Here is a 23,872-nt window from a genome sequence, read left to right on the forward strand (position 1 = left end):
CCACACTATCCTTTCTCTGTTGTGGATTTTGTTACTATAAAGGCAGAAAACTCACATCGAACCACTGTGGTTCCATCGCTGCGGAGTTCTCCCCGTAGAAGGGTTTTCTGTGCTTTATCAAACCATAACACGGTCTCCAGCCCCTCTCCTGCGGGCTTTTCTGGCTCTCGGCAGCAGAGGCGGAGGGTCTCGGTCTCTCCCAACATCTCGCTTCCTGTCTCCGCGATATAACCAGATTGCATGGCGGCGATGAACGCTGGCAAAGCGTCCAAGGGAGATAGTCCATCTGCGTTGAGGGGACCGGTTTCCAGCTGCACGCCGTCAAACTTCAGGAAGGTCTGGCCATTTTCCACCGTTGCTGTGATGCCGGCAACCTCCTCCGGTGCGGTGATGACCAAGGTCATGCCGTCTTTCTGGGTGCTGGAAAACGAGACGGTATATTCATATACTCGCTGGCCATAGTCCGCCGTCACATCCATGGTACCGGAACAGCCGTCCATCGCCAAGAAATCGGACCGCAGCTGAAGGGCCAGATCATTTTCTGACTCAGTTTTGCTGCATCCTCCCAAGAGTGCGGCCAAAAGCAGACAAACAATGGGTGCGCAAAACAATTTCATGCGCAAAGGAAGTTCCTCCTTGTGGTTTTAGTCCACCGGGAACGACATGGCCCCCTGGATAGCGGCCGGGATGTTCTGGAGAAGGTCACTTGGGGTCATTCCATACTCTCCAAAGGAGGCTGCTGCCAGATCCCCTGCCGCGCCATGGAGCCAAACCGCTGACGGGACTGCCTTTTTGGGCGGGATTCCCTGCCCCAGCAGGGAGAGAATCATTCCCGCCAACACATCTCCGCTGCCGCCTTTGGCCATACCGGGGTTTCCTGTGGTATTTTCAAAGGTCTCCCCATCGGGAAAGGCGGTGATGGTTCGGTGCCCCTTCAGCACCAACACGCAGCCGTGCTGACGGGCAAACGCCAAAGCAGCGGCCTCACGATCAGGGCCAATGGCCTTCCCCTGCCTCAGCCGGAGAAATTCCCCATCGTGAGGGGTCAGGACCGTCAGACGGCCACGCCTGGTGTCCAGAACATCTATATGTTCTGCCACCGCGTTTATACCATCGGCATCCAAAACCAGCGGGGTCTGAAGCCGCTCCACCAAATGACAGGTGCGCACATCCGTCTTTCGGCTTCTGCCCAAGCCCGGTCCAATGAGAACCCCGTTGCATTGGTTCATATTTTCCAGAAGAATCTCAAATCGCGCCACAGGAGCCGGCATAGCCTCCTGGCATTTCACTGCCAACACGGGCCAGATCTCTGGAGGAACCGACAGAGATACCAGACCAGAGCCTGTGCGAACTGCGGCGGCGGCGGTGAGCGCAGCCGCGCCGGTCAGCCCCACGCTGCCTGCCAAAATATGCACCTTTCCAAAGGTTCCCTTGTGTCCGTCCCGTTTCCGCACGGGCAGGCAGTGATGGACAAATTCTCGTGTTACCTGGACCATGGCGGTGCCCTCCCCGACCAAAAATCATTTTTTATGCAATTCTGCCCCCTATTATAGGATTTTCCTCCTTGCATTTCAACCTTTTTTATGGTAAACTTGCGTCACTGTGAAAGACAAGGAAGGGGAAAATAGCAGACCCACTGCCATCAGAGAGGAACGGTCATCGGCTGAAAGCCGTTCCGGGAAACGGCTGCTTGGTTCGCCCTGGAGTTTCGGCGGGGAAATACGCCGGCGGTTGGTCCACCGTTATCAGACAATGAAGTGCGTATGGGTTTCTGTACGAATGTTCGGGTGGTACCGCGGAAGAATGTTGCCTTTCGTCCCGTTTTTACGGGAGGAAGGGCTTTTTTATTTGGGAGGAAGCAGAATGAAGGAACAACTGGAAAAGATCAAACAAGAGGCTTTGGCCGCCTTGGCCGTCACCAAGGAATCGGTGGATTTGGAGGCACTTCGGGTCAAATACCTGGGCAAAAAGGGAGAACTCACCGCTGTGCTCAAGCAGATGGGAAAGCTCAGCGCGGAAGAGCGCCCTGTCATTGGTCAGCTGGCCAATGAAGTGCGGGAAAGACTGACCGCGGAGATTGACGCCCAGAAAAAAAAGATTGAGGAAATTAAGCTGGAGGCCCGCCTGGAAGCAGAGGCGGTGGATGTAACCATCCCTGGTCAACGGACCAAGCTGGGACATCAGCACCCCATGTATATTGCCCTGGACGAAATCAAGGACATTTTTGTAGGGATGGGCTTTACCATTCTGGATGGCCCGGAAGTGGAATTGGCATACTACAATTTTGACCGTCTGAACGCAGAGGAGGGCCATCCTTCCCGAGACTGGTCGGATACCTTCTATTTCGATCAGGACAGTCGGGTGATGCTCCGCAGCCAGACCTCTCCCATGCAGGTCCATGCCATGGAGACCAAGCCTCTCCCCATCCGCATCTTGGCCCCTGGCCGGGTATACCGGAAGGATGAGGTAGATGCCACCCATTCCCCTATGTTCCACCAGGTGGAGGGCATGGTGATTGATAAGAACATTACCATGGCGGACCTGAAGGGAACCTTGAACGCTGTGATGGAGCAGCTCTATGGAGCAGGCACCAAAACCCGGTTCCGTCCCCACCACTTCCCCTTTACAGAGCCTTCCTGTGAGATGGATGTCCAGTGCCATAAATGCGGCGGTGTAGGCTGTCCCACCTGCAAGGGAGAGGGCTGGATTGAGGTACTGGGTGCCGGGATGATCCACCCCAAGGTCTTGGAGATGTCCGGCATTGATCCCGAAGTCTATTCAGGCTGGGCATTCGGCATGGGGCTGGAGCGCATGGCAATGCGCCGGTTTAAGATTGCTGACCTGCGCTTGATTTTTGAAAACGACGTCCGCTTCCTGGAGCAGTTTTAAGAAAGGAGAGTGCTACGATGTTACTGTCAAGAAAATGGCTGAATGAGTTTGTCCCCGTGGAGGCCAAAGACCGGGCTTTTGCCGAGGATATGACCCTCTCCGGCTCCAAGGTGGAGGTTACAGAGGTAGAAGGGGAAGAAATTTCCAACGTGGTGGTTGGCCGCGTGGTGGAGATCAAGCGCCATGAAAACTCCGATCACATGTGGATTTGTCAGGTGGATGTGGGAGAAGGCACTCCCCTTCAAATTGTCACAGGGGCACAGAACGTTTCCCAGGGGGACTTGGTCCCGGTGGCCAAAGATAACAGCACCCTGCCCGGGGGAATCCATATAAAAAAGGGAACACTCCGGGGAGTGGAGTCCAATGGCATGCTCTGCTCCTATAAGGAACTGGGCATGACGGACAACGACTGGCCGTACAGTGTGGTAGACGGGATTTTTCTATTGGAATCGGACCCCGACCTAAAGGCCAAGGGATTGAAGCCAGGCGATGATATCCGCACTGCCATTGGGCTGGACGACCACGTGGTGGAGTTTGAAATCACTCCCAACCGGCCGGATTGTCTGTCCGTGATTGGGCTTGCCAGGGAGGCCGCGGTGACCTATGGCAAGGCGCTGACCCTGCACGACCCTGTGGTGAACGGCGGCGGACCGGGCAATCTTTCTGATCTGTTGGATGTGGAAATTCCTGCCACAGATCTCTGTCCCCGGTATACCGCACGAATGGTCCGCAATGTTAAGATTGGGCCTTCCCCTAAGTGGATGCGGGATCGCCTCCGGGCCTCCGGAGTGCGGCCCATCAACAACATTGTAGACATCACCAACTACGTCATGCTGGAGTATGGCCAGCCCATGCATGCCTTTGACTATCGTTATGTCAAAGGAGGAAAAATCATTGTCCGACGGGCGGAAGAGGGCGAGACCCTCACCACCCTGGATGGCAATGTACGCAACCTAAATTCCTCTATGTTGGTCATCGCCGACGAACACCGGGCGGTGGGACTGGCCGGGATCATGGGTGGTGAGAACAGTGAAATTGTAGAGGACACGGTAGACGTGGTCTTTGAATCTGCCAATTTCAATGGAACCTCCATCCGCCGGACCGCGCTGGCCCTGGGCATGCGGACGGAGGCCTCGGCAAAATTTGAGAAGGGATTGGATATCCTCAATACCCTTCCCGCAGTCAACCGGGCCTGTGAGCTTGTGGAACGTCTGGGCGCAGGCGAGGTTTTGGACGGGGTCATTGATCTTCTCAACTATGTTCCCCAGCCTAAGCAGCTGCTTCTTCGTCCAGAAAAAATCAATGCTCTGCTGGGGACAGAGATCGACACGCCGGAAATGATTCGGATTCTCACTGCCTTGGGCTTTGGCGCGGAGGGAGAGACCATCACCGTTCCGTCTTGGCGTGGAGACGTGGAGCATTATTCCGATCTGGCGGAGGAAGTGGCACGGTTTTATGGCTACAATCAGATTCCCACTACCTCTATGCGCGGTGTCACAACCCAGGGCGGATACAGCCCGGAGCAGCTGCTGGAGCGGACGTTGGGCGGCGTCTGCCGGGGAATGGGGTATGATGAAATCATCACCTATTCTTTCATTAGCCCCACTTATTATGATAAGATTCGCCTCCCCGAAAACGATCCCTTACGCAAGTCCATGAAAATTATGAATCCCCTGGGAGAGGACACCTCCATTATGCGGACCACAGTTCTGCCCTCCATGTTGGAAATTCTCACCCGGAACTACAATTACCGCAATAAATCTGCCCATCTTTATGAACTGGGACGCACCTATTTTGAGCGGGAGGATGGGATGGCCGACGAACCCAAAATGCTCTCTCTGGGGATCTATGGCCCGGAAGAAACCTTCTTCACCTTAAAAGGTGCGGTGGAAACCATCCTGGCCAGTATCCGGGCGGAAGAGGTTACCTATGAGGCTGAGCACAGCCACCCGTCCTATCACCCAGGCCGCTGTGCCAAGGTCTATGTAAAGGGACAGGAAGTGGGAATTCTGGGACAGATCCATCCGTTGGTGGCCGCCAACTATGGTGTGGACACAGAACTGTACTATGGGGAATTGAAGTTCGACGCTCTGTTTGCCAGCCGGGGCTCTGACCCGGAGTACACGCCTCTGCCTAAGTTCCCCGCAGTCACGCGAGACATTGCTGTCCTTGTGGATGTGGGAGCCACAGTGGGTGCGCTGGAGGCCTGCATCCGCACCGCAGCGAAGGGTCTTTTGAAAGATGTTACCCTCTTCGATATCTATCAGGGGAGTAACCTGCCGACAGGGAAGAAATCCGTGGCCTTTAATTTGATCCTGCGGGCTGACGACCGAAGCCTGACCGCGCAGGAGGCGGACGATGAGGTAAAACTTGTTCTGGAAAGCCTGGAAAAAGCCTTTGGCGCTACCTTACGGTGAAAAAATTTCCTGTTTTTAACTTTTTTCCCCTTTACTTTCTCCCGTTTGAGGAGTATGATGTATTTGATAAATTATGATTCTCGTGATTGGGGGGATACCAATGGATTCTGAATTTACCCGAAAATTTCAGGTGGTCCAAGACCGCAACGAAGAGATGAGAGCAACGCTCATGGCTGTCTACGACGCTTTGAAGGAGAAGGGATATAATCCGATCAATCAGATTGTCGGATATATTTTGTCGGAGGATCCCACCTATATCACGAACTATAATAACGCCCGCACGTTGATTCGAAAGCTGGATCGGGATGAACTGCTGCAGGAGTTGGTTCGTCAATATTTGACCAGCTAACCCGTGTGATAGGAGAGAACGTCCCCTGTTGTCTTAAGGCAACAGGGGACGTTTTTGTTGGAGATGTCGTAGAAAAAGAAGATATTTTACAAGCCGCCTGCTCAGCCTTTGTGTTACAATAAGGACACAGGCATCTAAGGAGGGGCTTTTTCTATGAAACAAACAGTTCGGACTGCTGTCTATGATGAATCTCTGCAAATAGAGGCATACCGCCTGCAAGGAACCCAGCGGCCCTTTCCCAACCATTTTCACGGGTATTATGTCATCGGACTTGTTGAGTCTGGCACCAGGCGGCTTTCCTGCAGACAGCAGACATATCTTCTCCGGCCGGGTTCCCTTCTTTTGCTCAATCCTGGGGATAGCCACGCCTGTACCCAGTGTGGGCCGGAGATGCTAGACTACAAGGCATGTAACCTTTCCCCTGAGCGGATGGAAATTTTGGCAGAAGACATTTTAGGGGAGAAATCCCGCCCCAGATTTTCTTCTGTTGTCATTCAGGACGAGGATATCACCAGTGCTTTCCGTCTGCTCCACAAAATGATTCTGGAGCAGACGGGAACCTTTGAAAAAGAAGCATACTTTCTCCTGTTGCTCACCCAGCTGATGCGGCGGTATCACCATCCCCTTCCCCCTGCCCTGTCCGATTGCCGTAGGGAGGTGGAAACGGCCTGTACTTTTATGGAGGAAAACTTTGCGCAGCGGCTTTCCCTGAGCCAGATTTGTCACCAAATCGGCTTGAGCAAATCTACTCTCTTACGGGCTTTTACCAAGTCCAAAGGTGTCACGCCTTACCATTACTTGGAGAATATTCGTGTTGAAGCCGCGAAAAAGTTATTGGAGCAGGGAATCTCTCCCGCAGAGGCCGCACTTCAGGCGGGATTTTCTGATCAAAGTCATTTTACGAACTATTTCAGCCGGTTCATTGGTCTTTCTCCCGGTGCCTATCGGGACATATTCCGGGAGCAGGCGCACAAAGGAGGCACAAATCTGTGAAATTTGACCGCACCACCCCTGGGCATCTGGCCGCCTTACTTACAATCTTTATTTGGGGAACGACCTTTATCTCTACAAAAATTTTGCTGAAGGATTTTCAGCCGATCGAAATTCTATTGTTCCGATTCCTTTTGGGGGCGGCGGCGTTGTTCTTGGTCTGCCCCAGGAGAATAAAGGGAACCTCCCCGAAACAGGAGCTGACGTTGGCTGCCGCTGGATTGTGCGGAATCTGCTTGTACTATCTGCTGGAAAACATCGCGCTTACATATACCATGGCGTCCAATGTGGGGGTCATTCTCTCCGTTGCGCCCTTTCTGACGGCTATCCTCACCCACTGGTTTTTGCGGGGAGAAGAAAAACTGCGGCTCCATTTCTTTTTAGGTTTTCTGGTGGCGATCGTGGGAATCTGCCTGATCAGTTTCAATGGAGCCCAGTTGGCCTGGAATCCCAAGGGGGATTGGCTGGCCCTGCTGGCGGCTTTTGTTTGGGCCTGCTATTCTATTTTAACCAGGAAGATCAGCGCCTGGGGATATCCCACCGTTCTGATTACCCGCCGCGTTTTTCTTTATGGCATCCTGTTTATGCTCCCTACCCTATTCTTCTTTGATTTTCGGCTTGGATTGGAGCGGTTGACCATCCCCACCAACCTGGTCAATCTTCTCTTTTTGGGCCTGGGCGCCTCCGCCCTCTGTTTTGTCACTTGGAATTTTGCAGTAAAGATTTTAGGCGCTCTAAAAACCAGCGTCTATATCTATATGGTCCCGGTGATTACCGTTATTACCTCTGTTTTGATTCTCCACGAGACCATTACACCGTTGTCTGGGGTGGGCATCGGCTGTACCTTTGTTGGTCTCCTTTTGTCAGAGTACAAAGGCAAGGCGCTCTCTCAGCCAAAACAAAATATGCAGGTATAAAAATAACGTGTCCCAGAAATGCAGGTCTGGGACACGTTGTTTTCCGACGAGATCAAGAGGCCAGATAAGCCCGGTGGAATACCTTCTTTCCTTTCTTGATGACCAGCCCCTCTCCAGAGAGCTGCTCTGCGGTGAAAGCTGCAGAAATCTCTTTTACCTTTTCTCCGGCAACTTCCACGCCCCCTTGCTGTACCAAGCGACGGGCTTCCCCTTTCGAAGGAACCAGACCGCAGCGAAGCATCAAGTCCAAAATGCCGATGGAACCGTCGGTCAGATCTTCGGCGGACAGGGCGGTAGAGGGCATGTTCGCAGTATCCCCTCCTTTGGCAAAGAGACCACGAGCCACTTCCTGGGCTTTGTTGGCCTCTTCCTCCCCGTGGACCAGCTTGGTCAGCTCATAGGCCAAAATCTCCTTGGCGGTATTCAGCTGTGCGCCCTCCCAAGCGTCCATCTTGTCGATCTCTTCCAGCGGGAGGAAGGTCAGCATTCGAATGCATTTGAGCACATCTGCATCGCCCACATTGCGCCAATACTGGTAAAATTCATAGGGGGAGGTTTTTTGGGGGTCCAGCCAGACCGCACCGGAGGCGGTCTTCCCCATCTTCTTGCCCTCGGAATTCATCAGAAGGGTGATGGTCATTGCATAGGCGTCCTTTCCCAGCTTCCGCCGGATGAGCTCCGTTCCCCCCAGCATATTGGACCACTGGTCATCGCCACCGAACTGCATATTGCATCCATATTCCTGGAAGAGATGGTAGAAGTCATAGGACTGCATAATCATGTAGTTAAATTCCAGGAAGGACAGGCCCTTCTCCATCCGCTGCTTATAGCACTCAGCCCGGAGCATGTTGTTGACAGAGAAACAGGCACCCACGTCACGGAGAAGATCAATGTAATTGAGCTTCAGGAGCCAATCGGCATTGTTGACCATAATGGCCTTTCCCTCTCCGAAATCGATAAACCGCTCCATCTGCTTTTTGAAGCAGTCACAGTTGTGCTGGATGGTTTCCGGGGTCATCATGGAACGCATATCGGTGCGCCCCGAAGGATCTCCGATATATCCGGTGCCGCCGCCCACCAAAACCACGGGACGGTTGCCCGCCATTTGTAGACGCTTCATCAGGCACAGCGCCATAAAGTGCCCCACATGCAGGCTGTCCGCCGTGGGATCGAATCCAATGTAAAACGTGGCCTTTCCTGTGTTGACCAGCTCTCGGATTTCCTCTTCATCCGTCACTTGGGCGATTAAGCCGCGAGCTTTCAGTTCTTCATAGATCTGCATGACAATTCTCCTTTTCTCAATGTAACAGGGGAAGAAAAAACGTCCCCTGTCATGGATCATGACAGAGGACGACAAATATCGTGGTACCACCTCTATTTACCCCTTTCTCACGAAAGAGGCCTCAGCGGGTCTGACGGTTTCCGGTCAAACCTCCTGCGCGATAACGGGCGCTCCCGACATACCCTACTTCTCCCCAGAGGATAGGAGGTTCAGGCAGCTGCTCCAGGAGGTAACTTTACCGGCGGCGCTCTCCCCTTTTCACCAACCAGGGGTTCTCTGTGCAGCAGGCACGCAGGCTACTTCTTCCCTTCATCACAGTGGCAGAGTGTTTCATTGCTATGGATTCTACACCATTTTCTCCTGTTTGTCAACGGCCATTCTTGAAGGCTTCTGCTTCCCGCAGCAGTTCTTCTGCCCCCTCTAAGATGGCGGTAGACAGGTGGGTGCCGCCGGTCAGCCGGGCCAGTTCTTCTTTTCGTCCCTGTCGGTCCAGCGTTTCCACATTGGTAAAGGTTCGACCTTCTTTTTCCTCTTTTCGAACAGCGTAGTGGCTGTCCGCCATCGCCGCGATTTGGGCCAGGTGCGTCACGCAAAGAACCTGACAACGTTGAGAGAGACGGCTCATTTTTTCCGCCACTTTTCCAGCGGCCCGACCACTGACGCCGGTGTCTACCTCGTCAAAGATAAGGGTCATAATCTGATCGTTTTCCGCTAAAACATTTTTCAGCGCCAACATAATCCGGCTCAATTCTCCCCCAGAGGCCACTTTGGCGATCGGCTTGAGGTTCTCCCCCACATTGGCGGACATGAGAAAGCGGACCTCGTCCATACCAGTTTCATCCAGCCCCAGTTTTCCAGGTTTTTGAGAAAACTCCACCTGAAAGCGAACCTTTGGCATGTCCAGCTGGCGAAGCTCCTCCTCAATCCGGGCTTTCAGGCGTTCCGCTGTTTCTCGACGTTGCGCGGAGAGAATCTCTGCCTGCGCACGGGTTTTGGCCAACTGCTCCTTTCTCTTTTTCTTCAACTGGAGCAGGGTATCATCTGCCATTTCAATTTGTTCCAGTTCCTGTCTACTTCGGGAGAGATAGGACAGCATCTCCTGGACAGAGGCACCATACTTCTTTTTCAGGCGGTGGAGCTGATCCAAGCGGCTCTCTACCGCGTCCAGTTCACTGGGGGAAAAATCGAGGCTGCTGCGCAGATCCCGTAGGCGTTCCGCTGCGTCTTCCGCCGTATAACGAAGATCCGCCACGATTCCAGATACTTGCGCGAGTTCACTGGAAAAGTCCATGACAGGTGCGAGACTGCTCTCCGCTTCTGCCAAGAGACTGGCCGCCCCATCTCGATCCTCATCACCAAAGATCGCCCCATAGGCGCCTTCCACTGCGGCCACCAGCTGGTCTGCGCTGCGGAGGATGGTTTTTCGTGCCTCCAGTTCTTCCTCTTCTCCCGGGCGGAGTTCTGCCCGTTCCAGTTCTTCAATTTGAAACTGAAGGATATCCAGCCGACGTGCTTTCTCCGCCTCATCCATTTGCAGAGAGGCAATCTCCCGGCGCAGGGTATCCAGTTTTTCGTATGCCTCTTGGTAACTGGTAAGGGCTGCGTGCAGACCGCCGAAATTGTCCAGATACTGCAAATGACAGGCTTCATCCAACAGCTGCTGACCGTCATGCTGCCCATGGATATCAATCAGTTGGCTGCCCAGAGCCTTTAACTGAACTACGGTACAGGGAATTCCCCCCACCCGGCAGAGATTCTTTCCGTCCGCCTGAATCTTTCGGGAGATAAGCAGTTCTCCATTGGCATCGGGAAAGATGCCATTCTCCTGAAACCAGGGCAGCTCGGGAAGGGACTGAAACAGCGCGGTGACCAGTGCCGCCTTTTCCCCGGTTCGGATGAGATCCCGGCTGGTCCGCTCACCCAGCACGGCACTGATGGCATCAATGATAATAGACTTACCAGCGCCGGTTTCCCCGGTCAAGACATTGAATCCCGGCCCCAAAGAGAGATCGGCTTGGTCAATGAGGGCAATATTTTCAATATGGAGCAAAGAAAGCACGGTCCAGCGCCCCTTTCCAATCCTTATGGATTCTTTTCCAACATTTTTACAATCTCCAGACAAAGCTCTTCCGCATCCTGGGTGGTCCGCATGATGAGGATGGCGGTGTCATCCCCAGCTAAACTGCCTACCATATTGGGCAAGTGCATCCCATCCAATGCAGAGCAAGCCGCCGAGGCCAGACCAGGCATGGTTTTCAGCACCACAATATTTTGGGCGCTGTCAAAGGAGGTAACGCTTTCCCGAAAAATATTGTTCAGGCGTCCAGCCACATTCAGGGAGGTTTTCCGCTCACTGACGGCATACTTATAGGTGCTGCGTCCTGTGAGCTCTTTCACCAGGTGAAGCTCCTTGATATCCCGAGAGATGGTGGCTTGGGTGGATTTCATCCCCTTTTCCCGCAGTTTTTCCAGCAGTTGGTCCTGGGTTTCAATATCATACTCCTGAATGATGGCAAGAATCTCCGCCTGCCTTCTGGCTTTCATGCCCGGCTCCTCCTTTCCAACTTATGGTTGATCATCTCGTAGAAACTTTTGTCGGATAATTTTACCAGGCACAGGCAGCGGCGGGAACGGCTGACCTCCACGGTATCTCCAGAGAAGAGCTTAAAGGCTTTTCCCCCATCCACAGAGAGGTATGCGGTTTTCCGGCTCTGCTTGGGAACCACAATATCAATGAGACGGTTTTTGTCCAAAACCATGGCCTTGGCCTGGAGGGTATGGGCGCTGATGGGAGTCATAATAATATTCTCCGCCGTTGGTTCCACGATGGGTCCTCCGGCAGAGAGGGAGTAAGCGGTGGACCCTGTGGGGGTTGCCAAGATGACGCCGTCGCCAAATACATTGGAAATCAGAATTTTATCTCCATAGACTTGTAAGTCGATTACACGGGCGACAGCTCCTTTCGTGATAACTGCGTCATTGAGTGCGGTGCTTCGAAAGATCACCCGCCCCTCCCGAATGACCCGCACGTCCAGGAGCATCCGATTTTCCAGGCTGTACTCCCCGCTGATCAGACGGGTCAGCTGAAGAAGCTCTCCTTGTTCCAACTCCGCCATAAACCCGACACTGCCCATGTTCACCCCCACGATGGGAACGCCAAAACTGCTGGCATCCTTAGCCGCGTGGAGAATGGTCCCGTCGCCGCCGAAACAGACCAGAAAATCCGCGTCCGGCAGCTCCGTTTTCATCTCTTTGATTTTGATTGCGGGATCAATCTCCCCAATGTTGGACTTTTCCACTGGGAAGGGAAAGCAATATTCTGTGTGAACACCCGCGGCACTGAGCAGACGTTCGGTACTTCTGGCAGCCTTTAATCCTTTGTCACGAAAAGGGTTGGGACACAGGATAATTTTCACGGTTCATTTCCCTCCAATCGTTGGTGAGACGCCTCCACCAAAGCTTTCAAGTCCCCAGAGTAAGGGGGCTGTTCTGTCACCGTCAGGTGACCTAAATATTCAATGTTTCCTTCTGGTCCCCGGATGGGAGAGAAGGTGAGGTCTTTGACATAAAACTGACAAGCCGCGGCATGCTGCAAAAATTGCTCCAAGACCTCCAGGTGGACCTTCTTATCCCGGACCACCCCCTTTTTTCCAACCTTCTCCTTCCCTGCTTCAAACTGGGGCTTGATCAAACAGACCAGCTGACCCGTTTCCTTCAGCAGGGGCCGGAGGGCAGGGAGAATGAGGCGCAGCGAAATAAAGGAAACGTCAACGCTTCCAAAATCCAGGGGGTCTGGAATATCTTCGCTGGTTAAATAACGGACATTGGTGCGTTCCATACAGACAACCCTGGGGTCTTGCCGAAGATTCCAGGCCAGCTGGCCGTATCCTACATCCACCGCGTAGACTTTTGACGCGCCATTTTGGAGCATGCAATCTGTGAATCCTCCGGTAGAGGCTCCCGCGTCGATGGCCACAGCGCCTACCAAAGAGGGTAGATCAAAGGTCTCCATGGCTTTTTCTAATTTTAAGCCACCCCGGCTCACATACCGAAGGGCTTGTCCTCGGATTTCCAGGTTGGCCTCTTCCGGGACCGAAGCACCAGCCTTGTCCATCCGCCGGCCTTCCCAAAATACCTGACCGGCCATGATGATTGCCTGCGCTTTCTGCCGGCTCTCTGCCAATCCTCGTTCCGTGAGTAAAACATCCAAACGCTTCTTACCTGCCATATGTCATGACCTCCCGGGATTTCCGGTATAACGATTCCACGTCCAATCCGCAAAGAGCCCGCAGTTGGGGAATGGTTCCGTGGGGGACAAAGCCCTCTCCGCAGGAACAGACCGTAGCCCCCTTCAGAGAGAGCCCCTGGGCTGCCGCCGCCGCCAAAATCCCCTCGCCTGGCCCACCCAAGGAGACGCATTCTTCTGCCACGAGCAGACGTCCTGTCTTTTGCAGAGAAGCTAAAATTGGGTCTGTGGGCAGAGGAATAATCTGGTTGAGCTTGATGACCTCCGCGGAAACGCCGTCCTTGGCCAGGCGATCTGCAACCGCCAAAACCGTTCCAGTTAGGGTACCAAATGTGACCAAAGTGATGTCGCGGCCGGAGCGAAGACTGCAGGCCTCCCCGTCACTGTGGTTGGCCTGGTATTGGTTTTCCCCGCCCCGGGGATAACGAACCGCCACAGGTCCAGAGATGTGATGGACCGCCCGGTCCAGCATCGCGGTAAGTTCGTCCAGGCTGGCCGGAGAAAGGACTGTCATCCCTGGAATGGTTTTGAGGAATCCCGGATCAAACAGGCCGTGGTGGGTCTCACCATCGTCCCCCACCAGGCCGGCACGGTCCACACAAAAAACCGCATGGAGATGGTCAATGGCGATATCGTGAATTAACATATCGTAACCGCGCTGGAAAAAGGTTGAGTAGACGGCAAAAACCGGAATCAGCCCCTGCTTGGCCATGCCGGCGGTCATCGTGACCGCATGTTCCTCCGCAATGCCCACGTCAAAAAAACGCTGCGGAAACTCTTTGGCAAAATCCGTCAGTCCGGTTCCTGCCGTCATGGCTGCTGTAACGGCACAAATTCTGGGGTCTTTCCGCGCTAACTCCCTCAAATCCCGGCCAAAGCGTGCAGAAAAGCTTTCCCCGCTGCTGCCCTGGGACAGCGCGCCACTCTCTTTTTGGAAGGGACCAATCCCGTGGAAATCATCGGGATTTTTCTCCGCCGGACGAAATCCCTTTCCCTTCACCGTTTTCACATGGAGTAAAACAGGCCCCTCCACGGTGGATGCATAGCGGAGAAGATGGGTCAGCCCCTTTACATCATGTCCATCCACAGGGCCCATATACTGGAATCCCATGTTTTCGAACATACTACAGGGGAGTAAGCTGGCCTTAATTCCCTCCTTGATCCGATGGATGGCACGGTGAAGCGCCCTGCCTGGGGGCGTGGCGTGCATCACTTTCCGGTAGATTTCCTTGGCCCATAGATACTGCGGCTTCAGACGCTGCTTGGCCAGGTGCTGGGCGACCCCCCCCATACTGGCGTTGATGGACATGCCGTTGTCGTTGAGGATCACCACCAGCGGCTCCCCGCTTTGCCCTGCCATGGACAGTCCCTCATAGGCCAGTCCGCCCGTCAGTGAACCATCTCCCAGCAACGCAACGACCCGGTAGTTCTCCCCCAGTTGTGTCCGGGCAATCGCCATCCCCAACGCTGTGGACACCGCGGTGGAAGCGTGCCCGGCAATGCAGGCGTCGTGCTTGGACTCTGATGGCTTGGGGAATCCGGCGATCCCGCCGAATGCCCGCAGCGTCTCCATACGTCCGTTGCGGCCAGTCAGCATTTTATGTACGTAGCACTGGTGCCCCACATCGAAAACCAACCGGTCCTTGCTGGTGTCATAAACCCGGTGGAGGGCTACTGTCAGTTCCACAGCACCTAAATTGGATGCCAGGTGCCCGCCGGTCTGTGACACAACTTGAATGACGCGTTGACGGAGGGCTTGGCACAGTTCTTCCGCCTCTTGATCACTGATCCCAGCCAAGGAACCGTATTCCTTTCCTTGGTTCAAATCAACCCCTCCTTTGGACAGCGTTGCAATTGGGTTCACTTGGTTCGCCTCGCTAAAAAGTGGGCCAATTCGCAGAGAAACTCACGCCCGGAAAAGGGCGCTAAGAAAGCAACGGCTTCTTGGGTGAGTTCCTGGACCCAAGCTTCGCAGGCGGCAATCCCTTTTAATGCCACAAAGGTGGATTTTTGATTGGCTTGGTCCGAGCCAATGGGTTTGCCAAACTCCCCCTCATCCCCCATCACATCCAAAATGTCATCTCGCACCTGGAACGCCAGGCCCAGCTTCCGCGCATACGCAGCCGCCGCAGCTTCCTCCTCCGGCGTGCTCCCTGCGGCAATGGCGCCCAAACGGGCTGCGGCTTCTATCATGCATCCTGTTTTCAGGGATTCAATGGCGAGGATTTCCTCTTCTTGCAGGGAGTTTCCCTCCCCCAGAAGATCCAGGACCTGTCCTCCCACCATTCCATTCGGGCCGGCAGCATTGGCCAGCGCGGCAATGCCCCGCTGGACCCGTTCCGCCGGCAGAGATGCCTCTGCCAAGACGGCAAAGGCAGTGGTCAGCAAGGCGTCTCCGGCCAAGACCGCATTGGCCTGGCCAAAGACCTTATGGTTGGTGGGTTTACCCCGACGGAAATCATCGTCATCCATACAGGGCAGGTCATCATGAATCAGGGAATATGTATGCACCATCTCCAACCCGCAGGCAAAGGGCAATGCATCTTCGGCTGTTCCGCCGAAGAGCTTGCAAATTTCCAGCACCAAAACCGGCCGAATCCGTTTTCCCCCAGACAATAAGCTGTAAGACATGGCGTCCTTCAGAACGCCGTAGGCCGGCCACTTTGCCGCATAGGTGCGCAGAGCGTCCTCAATTTGCACCTGATCCACTTGAAGTTGCGTTGTGATCTCCATATGATTTACTCCTCTGGCACAAAGGGAACCTCCGATAGTTCCCCATTCTCATCGGTGCGCAGCTTTCTCACTTTTTGTTCCGCTCTATCCAGCATGCTCACACATTGCTTCATCCGCTTTACGCCCTCCTCATACAGGGAGAGGGCATCCTCCAATGTGTGCTCACCGTTCTCCAACTGTGATACAATTTCCTCCAAACGAGTCATTGCCTGTTCAAAGGTCATCTTTTTTTCTGCCATCGGTGTTTCTCCTTTCCCGTTGCAGTACAGAAAACCGTGCCATCCGAAACCCGGATGGAGAGGGCGTCTCCAGGGGTCACCTGATCCACCGCAGAGACCACTGTGCCGTCCTGCCCTTGTGCGATGGAATATCCACGATTGAGCACCTGAAAGGGGCTCAATGCGTCCAGAGAGGCCGCCAGACGCCCTATGTTCTGTCTGGCCTGCTGTACCTGCCGTTCCATCCCATGGGCCAAACGCTGCTGATGATAGTCCAACAGCAGCCGTTTTTCCTGAATAGAACGCAGAGGGGAGTGTAAAAATGGACTGCCCTGGACCTGGTGGAGCTGGTCCCGCCGTTGTTGGATTGCCCGGTCCATGGCGCTCTGGAGCCGCGCCTCCAAATGGTCCAAAGTTTCCCGCAGGTCTCTTTGATCTGGAACCGCCAGTTCTGCGCCGTTGGAGGGGGTCGCGGCCCGCAGGTCTGCCACAAAGTCCGCGATGGTCACATCCGGTTCGTGTCCCACGGCGGAAATCACCGGAATTTCTGACCGGTAGATGGCCCGTGCCACGGCTTCCTCATTGAAAGCCCATAGGTCCTCCATTGTGCCGCCGCCCCGGCCTGTAATAATCAGGTCCGCCATGTGACAGAGGTTGATTAGTTCCAGCGCCTGACAAATTTCCATCGGCGCCTCTTCCCCTTGGACTCGTACCGGTACCACCAACACCTCGGCCAGTGGCCAGCGGGTCCCTAAAATCCGAATCATATCCCGCACTGCGGCGCCAGCTGGTGAAGTCACCAGAGCAATGGTATGGGGGAAGGAGGGGATGGGCTGCTTATGGGCAGAATCAAATAAACCTTCCCGGTACAGCCGATTTTTCAGCTGCTCGAAGGCGAACGCCAGTTCCCCTACTCCATCCGGTACCATCCGGCTGCAATAGAGTTGGTAAACTCCGTCCCGAGGAAAGAGGGACACCCGGCCTGTCACCACCACTTTCATTCCGTTTTCCGGGCGAAATCGCAGGGTTCCGGCTTCCCGCCGGAACATTACACAGCGGATACTGCTCTCGGCATCCTTCAGAGAAAAATAATGGTGGCCGGAGGGATACACTTTATAATTTGAAATTTCACTGCGGACCAATACCTGGGACAGCAGTCGATCCCGGTCCAGCAGTCCCTTGATATATTGGTTGAGGGCAGTGACGGAGATAGGTTCGGTCATAATCCTTCCTTACTGTGTATGCGCCAAGTGAGGATGGCTACCCCCATGGCATTGTCTGTGGAAAACCGCGGTTCCGCAAACACCGCTCCGCATGCTTTTGTCATTCTCTGCCGCAACAGCTGATTGGAAGCTACCCCTCCTGCGCAGAGGACGGGAAGCCCCGGATAGCGCACCAGCGCTTGCTGTGTGGCGGTTTCCACCCCTTGAATGATGGAGGACAACACATACCAGCAGACCTCTGCCGGCGGCGTACCGCCCTCCGCCAATGCGTTCATTTTGTTCTCGATTCCGGAGAAAGAAAAGGTGCAGTCCGAAACTTTTACACGGAAGTGCGTCTTGTCCCGGGCCTGAAGAGACAGCTCGTCCACCGCTTTCCCCGCGGGAAATGGAAGTCCCAACTTCTTTCCGGTTCGGTCGATCAGCTGACCGGCGGAAATATCCGAGGTCCCGCCGATGCAGGTCGCCTGCACCATAGCGCCATCTGGCACCACGTACAGTAACTCTGTCGTGCCGCCGGAGAGATGCCAGACCAAATGCGGCTGATCCAGTAAATCCATTCTCCCCGCGGACCACGCCGCGGCGGCAATATGTCCCTGCTGATGGGAGCAGGCGTAAAAAGGGACTTCCAGAACGGATGCCATGGCCTTTCCCTGGGACTCTCCCGCCAAAAAGCAGGGCATATAGGACCCTTCTACCTCCCGGGGCCGGGTACTTGCCCCGATGGCCGTAAGGACGCGAGGCAAATCTGCCGCTTTCAGATCTTCCAAAATGGCGGGCAGACGTTTCACATGCTGGAACAGCGCCTCACTTTGCCGAAGGCCAAGGGCCCCCTGGGGTACTTCCAACAGCTTTCCGGTGTTGTCCCCCCCGGTTCCATCAAACCAAGCAGCGGATGTGGTATAGTTGCTGGTATCCAATCCCAGTACACCGGCCATATTCAGGCCTCCTTTGGATCAGAAGTGGCCTTGGGCCGACCCTGTTCAGGGAATTCCGCCCGTACAAAAGCCCCCAAGATCCCGTTGATGAATGAGACTACTTTTTCGTCCTCATATTTTTTGGCGATCTCCACCGCGTCGTTGATGGCGGCGGCGGCGGGAATCTCTGGCATATAGAGAATTTCGTACATTGCCACCCGCATAATGGCGGCAGCGGTCAGGGGAATCCGGGCAAAGTTCCAATTTTTTGAATACTGTGCAATATATTGGTCCAATTCAGGCCCGTGCTCGGCCACCCCTCGGACCACTTCCCGGATGTATTGCATCTGTTTATCATTGGGATAATCCTGATACAAAGGGGACTCCTCTCCCCAACGTTGAAAATGAACCCGGTCCATCCGTTCTTCCAAAAATTCCTCTGGAGATTGGTTAGAAAATCCCAAGGAATAAGAGCAGTGAATGGCAATTTCACGTGCGGCTGATCTGGTCATGTTTCGTTCCTCCATGGTGGGCAGTTCCCACCGGTTTTAATACCTCGGTCTCTGTTTCTCATTATATCCATGAATATGCAAAAAGGAAAGCCCTCTGGTTCCGATTTTGTGAAAACTTTTTATCCCATCGGCACAAAGAGACCCACGGCAGAATCTGCCGTGGGTCTCGAAGGGGACGGAATCATCAAGCTTCCGGTTTTTCGAAGGTCACGCCGCCCACACGGACATTGACAGCAGCCACCTTGAGCCCGCTGGTGTCTTCCACGCTGGTGACAATGGCCTCCTGTACCTTTCTGGCCACCTCCGGAATGGTTCCACCATAGCGGATTTGAATGGATACATTGATGGTAATATTATCAGACTCCCAAAGAATCGTAATTCCTTTGGAGAGCTTTTTCCGGCCAAGGAGCTGTTCACTCATCGTCCCGCCGGCAAGACCTGTCACCCCTTCCACCTCCAGGGCGGCGGCGCCAGCAATCATTTCCAGGACCTCTTCGGAGATATAGACGTCCCCGTACGGCTCACTGCGGGAGTAGTATTCTCTGCTTTCACTCATTATTGTTCTCCTCCGTTGTGGAAAAGGATTGGATCGGAAGACCCTATTTTGCGGTGCCAAGAATGGCAGGATAGCATCTACTGTAAGGTACAGTATATCATATCCCTGGACGGGGAGCAAGTCCCTCTTTCCGATCCATGGAAAAATCAGGCCTGATGCTTCTGGGCGGCCAGCAGGGTATTTTTCATCAGCATCGCCCGGGTCATGGGGCCCACGCCGCCGGGGACAGGGGTAATGGCGGACACAATTTCTTTCACGGCAGGATAGTCCACATCCCCGCAGAGTTTTCCTGCCTGGTTGCGGTTCATTGCCACATCAATGACCACTGCGCCGGGCTTAACCATATCCGCAGTGACCACGTTGACCTTGCCCACTGCAGCCACCAGAATATCAGCGGTGCGGCAGATCTCCGCCAGATTCTGGGTACGGGAGTGGCAAATGGTCACTGTGCCATGTTTTTGCAGCAGCAGCAGTGCCATGGGTTTTCCTACAATGTTGGACCGGCCGATGACCACACACTGTTTCCCCTTTGGATCAATATGGTATGCCTTTAGAATCTCCATAATGCCATAGGGGGTACAGGGCAAAAATCCTTCCTTCCCCACCAGCAAAGCACCCATATTCATCGGATGAAAGCCATCCACGTCTTTCTCTGGAGAGATGGCCATGAGAACTGCCTCTTCGTCAATTCCCTGGGGCAGCGGAAGCTGGCAGAGGATACCGTCGATTTCCTGCCGCTGGTTCAGCTGCTCAATGAGTGCAATGAGCTCCCCTTGCGTTGTCTCCTCAGGCAGTGCGTATTCCTCGCTGAAAAAGCCGCATTCCTCGCAGTCTTTTCGTTTGCTGTTTACATATACACGGCTGGCGGGGTTGTTGCCCACAATAATCACCGCCAGGCCAGGTCTTCTGGCCAGGGTTTCCGCTGCTTTTTTGACTTCCTGCTTGCACTGCTCCGCCAGTGCCTTTCCATCCAGAATCGTTGCCATTCGTCAGTTCTCCTCTCCAGTGTGTTCCATACGTTTTTTTCGGTTGACATAAAGTGCTTCCGGACTTGGGTGGGTCCGCATTTTACAGAGCAGCAGGACAACAGCAACCACACAGCTCAAGAGGGCCACCATTTGAGAGGTTCGTATTCCGGTTGAGAAAAAATACAAACTGTCGGTACGAAGCCCCTCAATCCATCCGCGTCCCAGGCCGTACCAGGCTACATAGAGCAAAAAGTACATGCCGTCGAAGGTCCGAATCCCTTTCCGCAGCAGCCAAACCAACAGGCAGAAGCCCACCAGGTTCCACAGGGACTCATATAGAAATGTGGGATGGACCTCCATATATTCTCCTCCCACCTCAATTCCCATGCGCCAAGGCAGGTCCGTTGGGCCGCCATAAGCCTCTACGTTCATAAAGTTTCCCCAGCGTCCGGCAATTTGCCCGATCAAAAGGCCAAAGGCACAGACGTCTGCCAAGGCCGGAAAGGGAATCTTTTTATACCGTGCCACCAACCAGGCAATGAAGACCCCGGCAATAATCCCCCCATAGATCGCCAAACCACCGTTACGGGTGGACAGACAAGCCGCAAGGCTCCAACTGCCATCGGGGTTGCGATAGAGGTCCGGATTGAAAAAGATGTAATAGAGCCGCGCCCCGATGATTCCACCGGGAGCGGCAAAGATAATCATGTCCAGAATGTCATCGGGTTTAAGACCAAACTTTTTAGCCTGGGCACAGCAAAAGGCGACCCCGAAGAAAAAACCCAGCGCAATGATAATGCCGTACCAATAGACGTGAAAGGTTCCAATGGAGAAGGCGACCCGGTTGAGATGAAGGGTTAAACCCAGTCCCGGAAAGGTCACGGTACTCATTTTCCTGCCTCCTCAGGCCAGATAACAATCAGGGACGTTTGCTCTGGTTTGATCCAAACCCGGAGAAATTCCTCTACATCCTGGCGTGTCAAAGCATCATAGATCTCTGGAAATGTCCAGGGGTTCTGTTCAGCAAAATACCCCTGCGCCTGCTCTACGCAGAGCGTTTCAAAGGAATTCAGCCCCCGGACGTAGGCGCCATAGGCAGCCTTTTTCAGCCGTTGGAAAAAGGCCTCTTCCATCCCCTCCTCTGCGATCCGCTTTCCTTCCTGCAGGATGGCATCCCGTACGCCTTCCGGGTCTTTGGTCTCACCTCCCGCCACCAAAAAGGCACAGCCTGGATAGTCCATATAGCCCAAGTAAAAACTGCTGTTGATAAGGCCTTTTTCATACAGTCGGTTGTACAAGGGACTGGAATTTCCCGCCAATGCTTCACAGGCCAGTTCTCCCAAGAGGCGCTGCCGGAGTTGGGCCGCACCTCCTTCCGCAGGCTGCCCTTTGATTCCCAGCTGGAGCAAGGGAGCGGACACCGCCATGGTCCGGCTGTTCTCACGGGCAAAAACCTGACGGGGTTCCTTCTCCCCACAGTCTCTGGGAATGGGAGGCTTGGCCTGGCTGGGTAAGATCTCTCGGGCCATGTCACAGACTTTTTGCGGCTCTACATTCCCTGCCACACAAAGGACCATGTTGGAGGGGGTATAAAATGCCTCATGGCACTGATATAAGGTCTCTGCGGTAATCTCAGCGATGGATTCCACGGAACCAGCCACAGAATTTCGCACCGGGTGATACTGGTACAGAGCTTCCAGCAGCAAATGATAGGCCTGCCACCCAGGCTGATCCTCAATCATGCGGATTTCCTGCCCAATGATCCCTTGCTCTTTGTCCACACTTTCCTTGGTAAAATAGGGAACCGAAACAAACTCCAACAAGGTCCGCAGATTGTCCCAAAACTGATCCGCGCACTCAAAGTGATATCCGGTGATCGCCGTACTGGTAAAAGCATTGGGAGAGGCTCCCGTGGAGGAGAGTGTTTGCAGTGCGTTCCCTCCATCCGGCGTGTCAAACATCTTGTGCTCCAGATAATGTGCAATTCCCATTGGCGTGTCCAGCCATTGCCCATTTTTCTGAAACCGGGTATCCATCCCGCCGTACCGGGTGGCAAAGAACGCATAGTACTTTCCAAACTCCGGCTTAGGAAACACAAAAACCCGCAGCCCATTTTCCAGCGTCTCCTCGAAAACGGTCTCTCCGATTCGCGCATAGTCTCGTTTGACCATCACAATCAGCCCTCCTTTCCCCGCAGGGTATAGACGCTGTCCAACTGGACGCGCTGTGCCACCTGCACCACGTCTTCCCGTGAAACGGCCTTGACTGCCTCTGCCAGCTCTTCTGGCGCGAACCGCGTGCCGGAGACCGCGCGGTTCAGCCAATATTCCTCCAAGCGCCCCTGGGCATCCAAGGTAGTGCGCAGACTTCCCACCACAGACCGGCGGGCGGCCTCCAGCTCATCCGGAGAGATTTCTCCCTTCTGGCATGCTGACAGCTGCGCTAAAATTTCCTCCGCCGCTTTTTGGAAATTGGAAAATTCCACCCCAGAATATACCTGGAGCAGTCCCTTGTTCTGTGCCAAGGAACTATTGGCAAAATAACACAGGGAGAGCTTCTCACGGACATGGAGGAAAAGCTTGGAGTTCGTCGTCCCCCCGAAAATGGCGTTGAACAGCAATCCTTTGGCAACTGTGGAGACGTCCTGAAACCCTCCGCCTGTCCGAAATCCCAGGATCAGCTTTCCTTGGTTGACATCCAGGTTATCGTGGAAGCGGCGGACGGGGCCCTCCGGTTCCATTTGGACTTTTGTCTTGGGGACAGCATGACGCTGTGTGTTGGGAAGGCCGGCAAACGCCTTCCGAAAGGCCCGTTCCACACGGTCAGCGTCTGCCGAACCGCAGTAATAGAAACAAACGGGAGCGGTTTCCAGTATCTCACGATACCGGTCATAGAGGGCTTCCCCTGTAATGGCCTGGACTTGTGCCTCTGTTCCCAGCTTGTCTAAACCATACGCTTCCCCTTGGCACATTTGCGTGCGCAGGCGCGAGAGCGCATATTGAAGTTTATCATTGACCTGGCTGCGGATCTTTTGGAGCAAATTTTCCTTCTCACTCTCCACATAAGCCGGCAGGAATCCCTCCTTCCCTCCGGCGGGCGCCAAAACCAGTTCTCCAAGCAGCGCGGTGGCCTCCTCCAAGATGTGGGTCTTTTGAGGGACAAAGGCATCGTCTAAAAAACTCCCCCAAAAGCCGATGCACTGCACTTCTCCCTTTTTGCGGAGAATGGGCTCGATTCCCCCGCCGTAGAGATCATCCAGGGCAGCGGACAGCGATTCCATGTCCGGGTGACGCTGGGTTCCCCGGCGCAGGACTTTCGGTAGCAGGGCATTGAGGGAGGCGTGGTCTGCAGTCAATGGTTCCAGAAAGGTAACCGACAGCATAGATGTTTTGAACTTTTTAGTCTGCACCGCCCGGAGAATCACCCCGGGGGCCAAGACAGATTCCGTCATTGGGAGCATCATCTTGCCCTCCTTTGTGCTGGTAGTTAAAGATATTCTACCATAATTTATGAGAAAGTAAAGGACTGCCAAAGCTTCTAAGAAAATCCTGTCCAGATAAACCGGATTTCATACAAATTTCTCTTGACAAAACCTGTCATCTGCGGTAGGATAATTCCTGTTGTAAAGGAAATCAGCTTTACATGTTCTGGAAGGGAG

Annotated in this window: 23 protein-coding genes and 1 other annotated feature; of the genes, 5 read left to right on the top strand and 18 right to left on the bottom strand. The window is 54.1% G+C overall.

The window, feature by feature from the left end:
* Window positions 1–5: 5 nt before the first annotated feature.
* Window positions 6–623 carry a hypothetical protein gene (locus DV520_RS01425; protein ID WP_021919637.1) on the bottom strand — a complete coding sequence of 206 codons (618 nt, stop codon included), beginning with the start codon at window positions 621–623 and terminating at the stop codon, window positions 6–8.
* A 21-nt stretch (window positions 624–644) separates the two neighbouring features.
* The gene (locus DV520_RS01430) at window positions 645–1,496 is read right to left on the bottom strand and encodes an NAD(P)H-hydrate dehydratase (RefSeq protein ID WP_117141537.1); all 852 of its coding nucleotides are present in this window, start codon (window positions 1,494–1,496) and stop codon (window positions 645–647) included.
* Window positions 1,497–1,863: 367 nt separating this feature from the next.
* Here DV520_RS01430 and pheS point away from each other — a divergent pair, with 367 nt between their 5' ends.
* The 5 genes from pheS to DV520_RS01455 all read left to right on the top strand — a co-directional run bounded on the left by pheS (window position 1,864) and on the right by DV520_RS01455 (window position 7,562).
* On the top strand, window positions 1,864–2,889 hold the full coding sequence (gene pheS / locus DV520_RS01435; RefSeq protein ID WP_117141538.1) for a phenylalanine--tRNA ligase subunit alpha: 1,026 nt from the start codon (window positions 1,864–1,866) through the stop codon (window positions 2,887–2,889).
* 17 nt (window positions 2,890–2,906) lie between these two features.
* Window positions 2,907–5,306: a phenylalanine--tRNA ligase subunit beta gene (gene pheT, locus DV520_RS01440; protein WP_117141539.1), complete on the top strand. Its 2,400-nt coding sequence runs from the start codon at window positions 2,907–2,909 to the stop codon at window positions 5,304–5,306.
* Window positions 5,307–5,406: 100 nt separating this feature from the next.
* The gene (locus DV520_RS01445) at window positions 5,407–5,655 is read left to right on the top strand and encodes an IreB family regulatory phosphoprotein (RefSeq protein WP_021919641.1); all 249 of its coding nucleotides are present in this window, start codon (window positions 5,407–5,409) and stop codon (window positions 5,653–5,655) included.
* 153 nt (window positions 5,656–5,808) lie between these two features.
* Window positions 5,809–6,648, top strand: coding sequence for an AraC family ligand binding domain-containing protein (locus tag DV520_RS01450; protein WP_117141540.1), 840 nt, complete (start codon window positions 5,809–5,811; stop codon window positions 6,646–6,648).
* Window positions 6,645–7,562, top strand: coding sequence for a DMT family transporter (locus DV520_RS01455; RefSeq protein WP_242984616.1), 918 nt, complete (start codon window positions 6,645–6,647; stop codon window positions 7,560–7,562). The genes DV520_RS01450 and DV520_RS01455 overlap by 4 nt, the downstream gene beginning before the upstream one ends.
* Window positions 7,563–7,614: 52 nt before the next feature.
* On the opposite strand, the gene tyrS is transcribed toward DV520_RS01455, so the two are convergent.
* The 16 genes from tyrS to yfmF all read right to left on the bottom strand — a co-directional run bounded on the left by tyrS (window position 7,615) and on the right by yfmF (window position 23,674).
* Window positions 7,615–8,844, bottom strand: a complete 1,230-nt coding sequence (gene tyrS, locus DV520_RS01460; protein WP_021919644.1) for a tyrosine--tRNA ligase — start codon at window positions 8,842–8,844, stop codon at window positions 7,615–7,617.
* A gap of 61 nt (window positions 8,845–8,905) precedes the next feature.
* Window positions 8,906–9,166: a binding site (T-box leader), on the bottom strand.
* Window positions 9,167–9,211: 45 nt separating this feature from the next.
* The gene (gene recN / locus DV520_RS01465; protein WP_117141541.1) at window positions 9,212–10,903 is read right to left on the bottom strand and encodes a DNA repair protein RecN; all 1,692 of its coding nucleotides are present in this window, start codon (window positions 10,901–10,903) and stop codon (window positions 9,212–9,214) included.
* Between the two features lie 23 nt (window positions 10,904–10,926).
* Entirely contained in the window at window positions 10,927–11,388 is a 462-nt protein-coding gene (locus DV520_RS01470) for an arginine repressor (protein ID WP_021919646.1), read from the bottom strand.
* Window positions 11,385–12,260, bottom strand: a complete 876-nt coding sequence (locus tag DV520_RS01475) for an NAD(+)/NADH kinase (protein ID WP_021919647.1) — start codon at window positions 12,258–12,260, stop codon at window positions 11,385–11,387. The genes DV520_RS01470 and DV520_RS01475 overlap by 4 nt, the downstream gene beginning before the upstream one ends.
* Window positions 12,257–13,072: a TlyA family RNA methyltransferase gene (locus DV520_RS01480; RefSeq protein WP_117141542.1), complete on the bottom strand. Its 816-nt coding sequence runs from the start codon at window positions 13,070–13,072 to the stop codon at window positions 12,257–12,259. Before DV520_RS01480 ends, DV520_RS01475 begins: the two co-directional genes overlap by 4 nt.
* Window positions 13,062–14,915, bottom strand: a complete 1,854-nt coding sequence (dxs, locus tag DV520_RS01485; protein WP_117141543.1) for a 1-deoxy-D-xylulose-5-phosphate synthase — start codon at window positions 14,913–14,915, stop codon at window positions 13,062–13,064. Before dxs ends, DV520_RS01480 begins: the two co-directional genes overlap by 11 nt.
* A 35-nt stretch (window positions 14,916–14,950) precedes the next feature.
* Window positions 14,951–15,823, bottom strand: a complete 873-nt coding sequence (locus DV520_RS01490) for a polyprenyl synthetase family protein (protein ID WP_117141544.1) — start codon at window positions 15,821–15,823, stop codon at window positions 14,951–14,953.
* Window positions 15,824–15,828: 5 nt separating this feature from the next.
* Window positions 15,829–16,062, bottom strand: coding sequence for an exodeoxyribonuclease VII small subunit (locus tag DV520_RS01495; RefSeq protein WP_021919651.1), 234 nt, complete (start codon window positions 16,060–16,062; stop codon window positions 15,829–15,831).
* Window positions 16,044–17,264, bottom strand: a complete 1,221-nt coding sequence (gene xseA / locus DV520_RS01500) for an exodeoxyribonuclease VII large subunit (protein ID WP_242984617.1) — start codon at window positions 17,262–17,264, stop codon at window positions 16,044–16,046. The genes DV520_RS01495 and xseA overlap by 19 nt, the downstream gene beginning before the upstream one ends.
* On the bottom strand, window positions 17,261–18,199 hold the full coding sequence (locus tag DV520_RS01505; protein ID WP_117141546.1) for a tRNA (adenosine(37)-N6)-threonylcarbamoyltransferase complex transferase subunit TsaD: 939 nt from the start codon (window positions 18,197–18,199) through the stop codon (window positions 17,261–17,263). Before DV520_RS01505 ends, xseA begins: the two co-directional genes overlap by 4 nt.
* A gap of 2 nt (window positions 18,200–18,201) precedes the next feature.
* Window positions 18,202–18,690 carry a transcription antitermination factor NusB gene (gene nusB, locus DV520_RS01510; RefSeq protein WP_117141547.1) on the bottom strand — a complete coding sequence of 163 codons (489 nt, stop codon included), beginning with the start codon at window positions 18,688–18,690 and terminating at the stop codon, window positions 18,202–18,204.
* A 184-nt stretch (window positions 18,691–18,874) separates the two neighbouring features.
* The gene (locus tag DV520_RS01515; RefSeq protein WP_021919655.1) at window positions 18,875–19,246 is read right to left on the bottom strand and encodes an Asp23/Gls24 family envelope stress response protein; all 372 of its coding nucleotides are present in this window, start codon (window positions 19,244–19,246) and stop codon (window positions 18,875–18,877) included.
* A gap of 146 nt (window positions 19,247–19,392) precedes the next feature.
* On the bottom strand, window positions 19,393–20,232 hold the full coding sequence (gene folD / locus DV520_RS01520; protein ID WP_117141548.1) for a bifunctional methylenetetrahydrofolate dehydrogenase/methenyltetrahydrofolate cyclohydrolase FolD: 840 nt from the start codon (window positions 20,230–20,232) through the stop codon (window positions 19,393–19,395).
* Between the two features lie 3 nt (window positions 20,233–20,235).
* On the bottom strand, window positions 20,236–21,105 hold the full coding sequence (gene lgt / locus DV520_RS01525; RefSeq protein ID WP_021919657.1) for a prolipoprotein diacylglyceryl transferase: 870 nt from the start codon (window positions 21,103–21,105) through the stop codon (window positions 20,236–20,238).
* Window positions 21,102–22,385, bottom strand: coding sequence for an EF-P 5-aminopentanol modification-associated protein YfmH (gene yfmH / locus DV520_RS01530; RefSeq protein ID WP_117141578.1), 1,284 nt, complete (start codon window positions 22,383–22,385; stop codon window positions 21,102–21,104). The genes lgt and yfmH overlap by 4 nt, the downstream gene beginning before the upstream one ends.
* Window positions 22,386–22,390: 5 nt before the next feature.
* Window positions 22,391–23,674 carry an EF-P 5-aminopentanol modification-associated protein YfmF gene (gene yfmF / locus DV520_RS01535; protein ID WP_117141549.1) on the bottom strand — a complete coding sequence of 428 codons (1,284 nt, stop codon included), beginning with the start codon at window positions 23,672–23,674 and terminating at the stop codon, window positions 22,391–22,393.
* Window positions 23,675–23,872: the final 198 nt, after the last annotated feature.

The sequence above is a fragment of the Evtepia gabavorous genome, from assembly GCF_003425665.1.
Taxonomy (GTDB): domain Bacteria; phylum Bacillota; class Clostridia; order Oscillospirales; family Oscillospiraceae; genus Evtepia; species Evtepia gabavorous.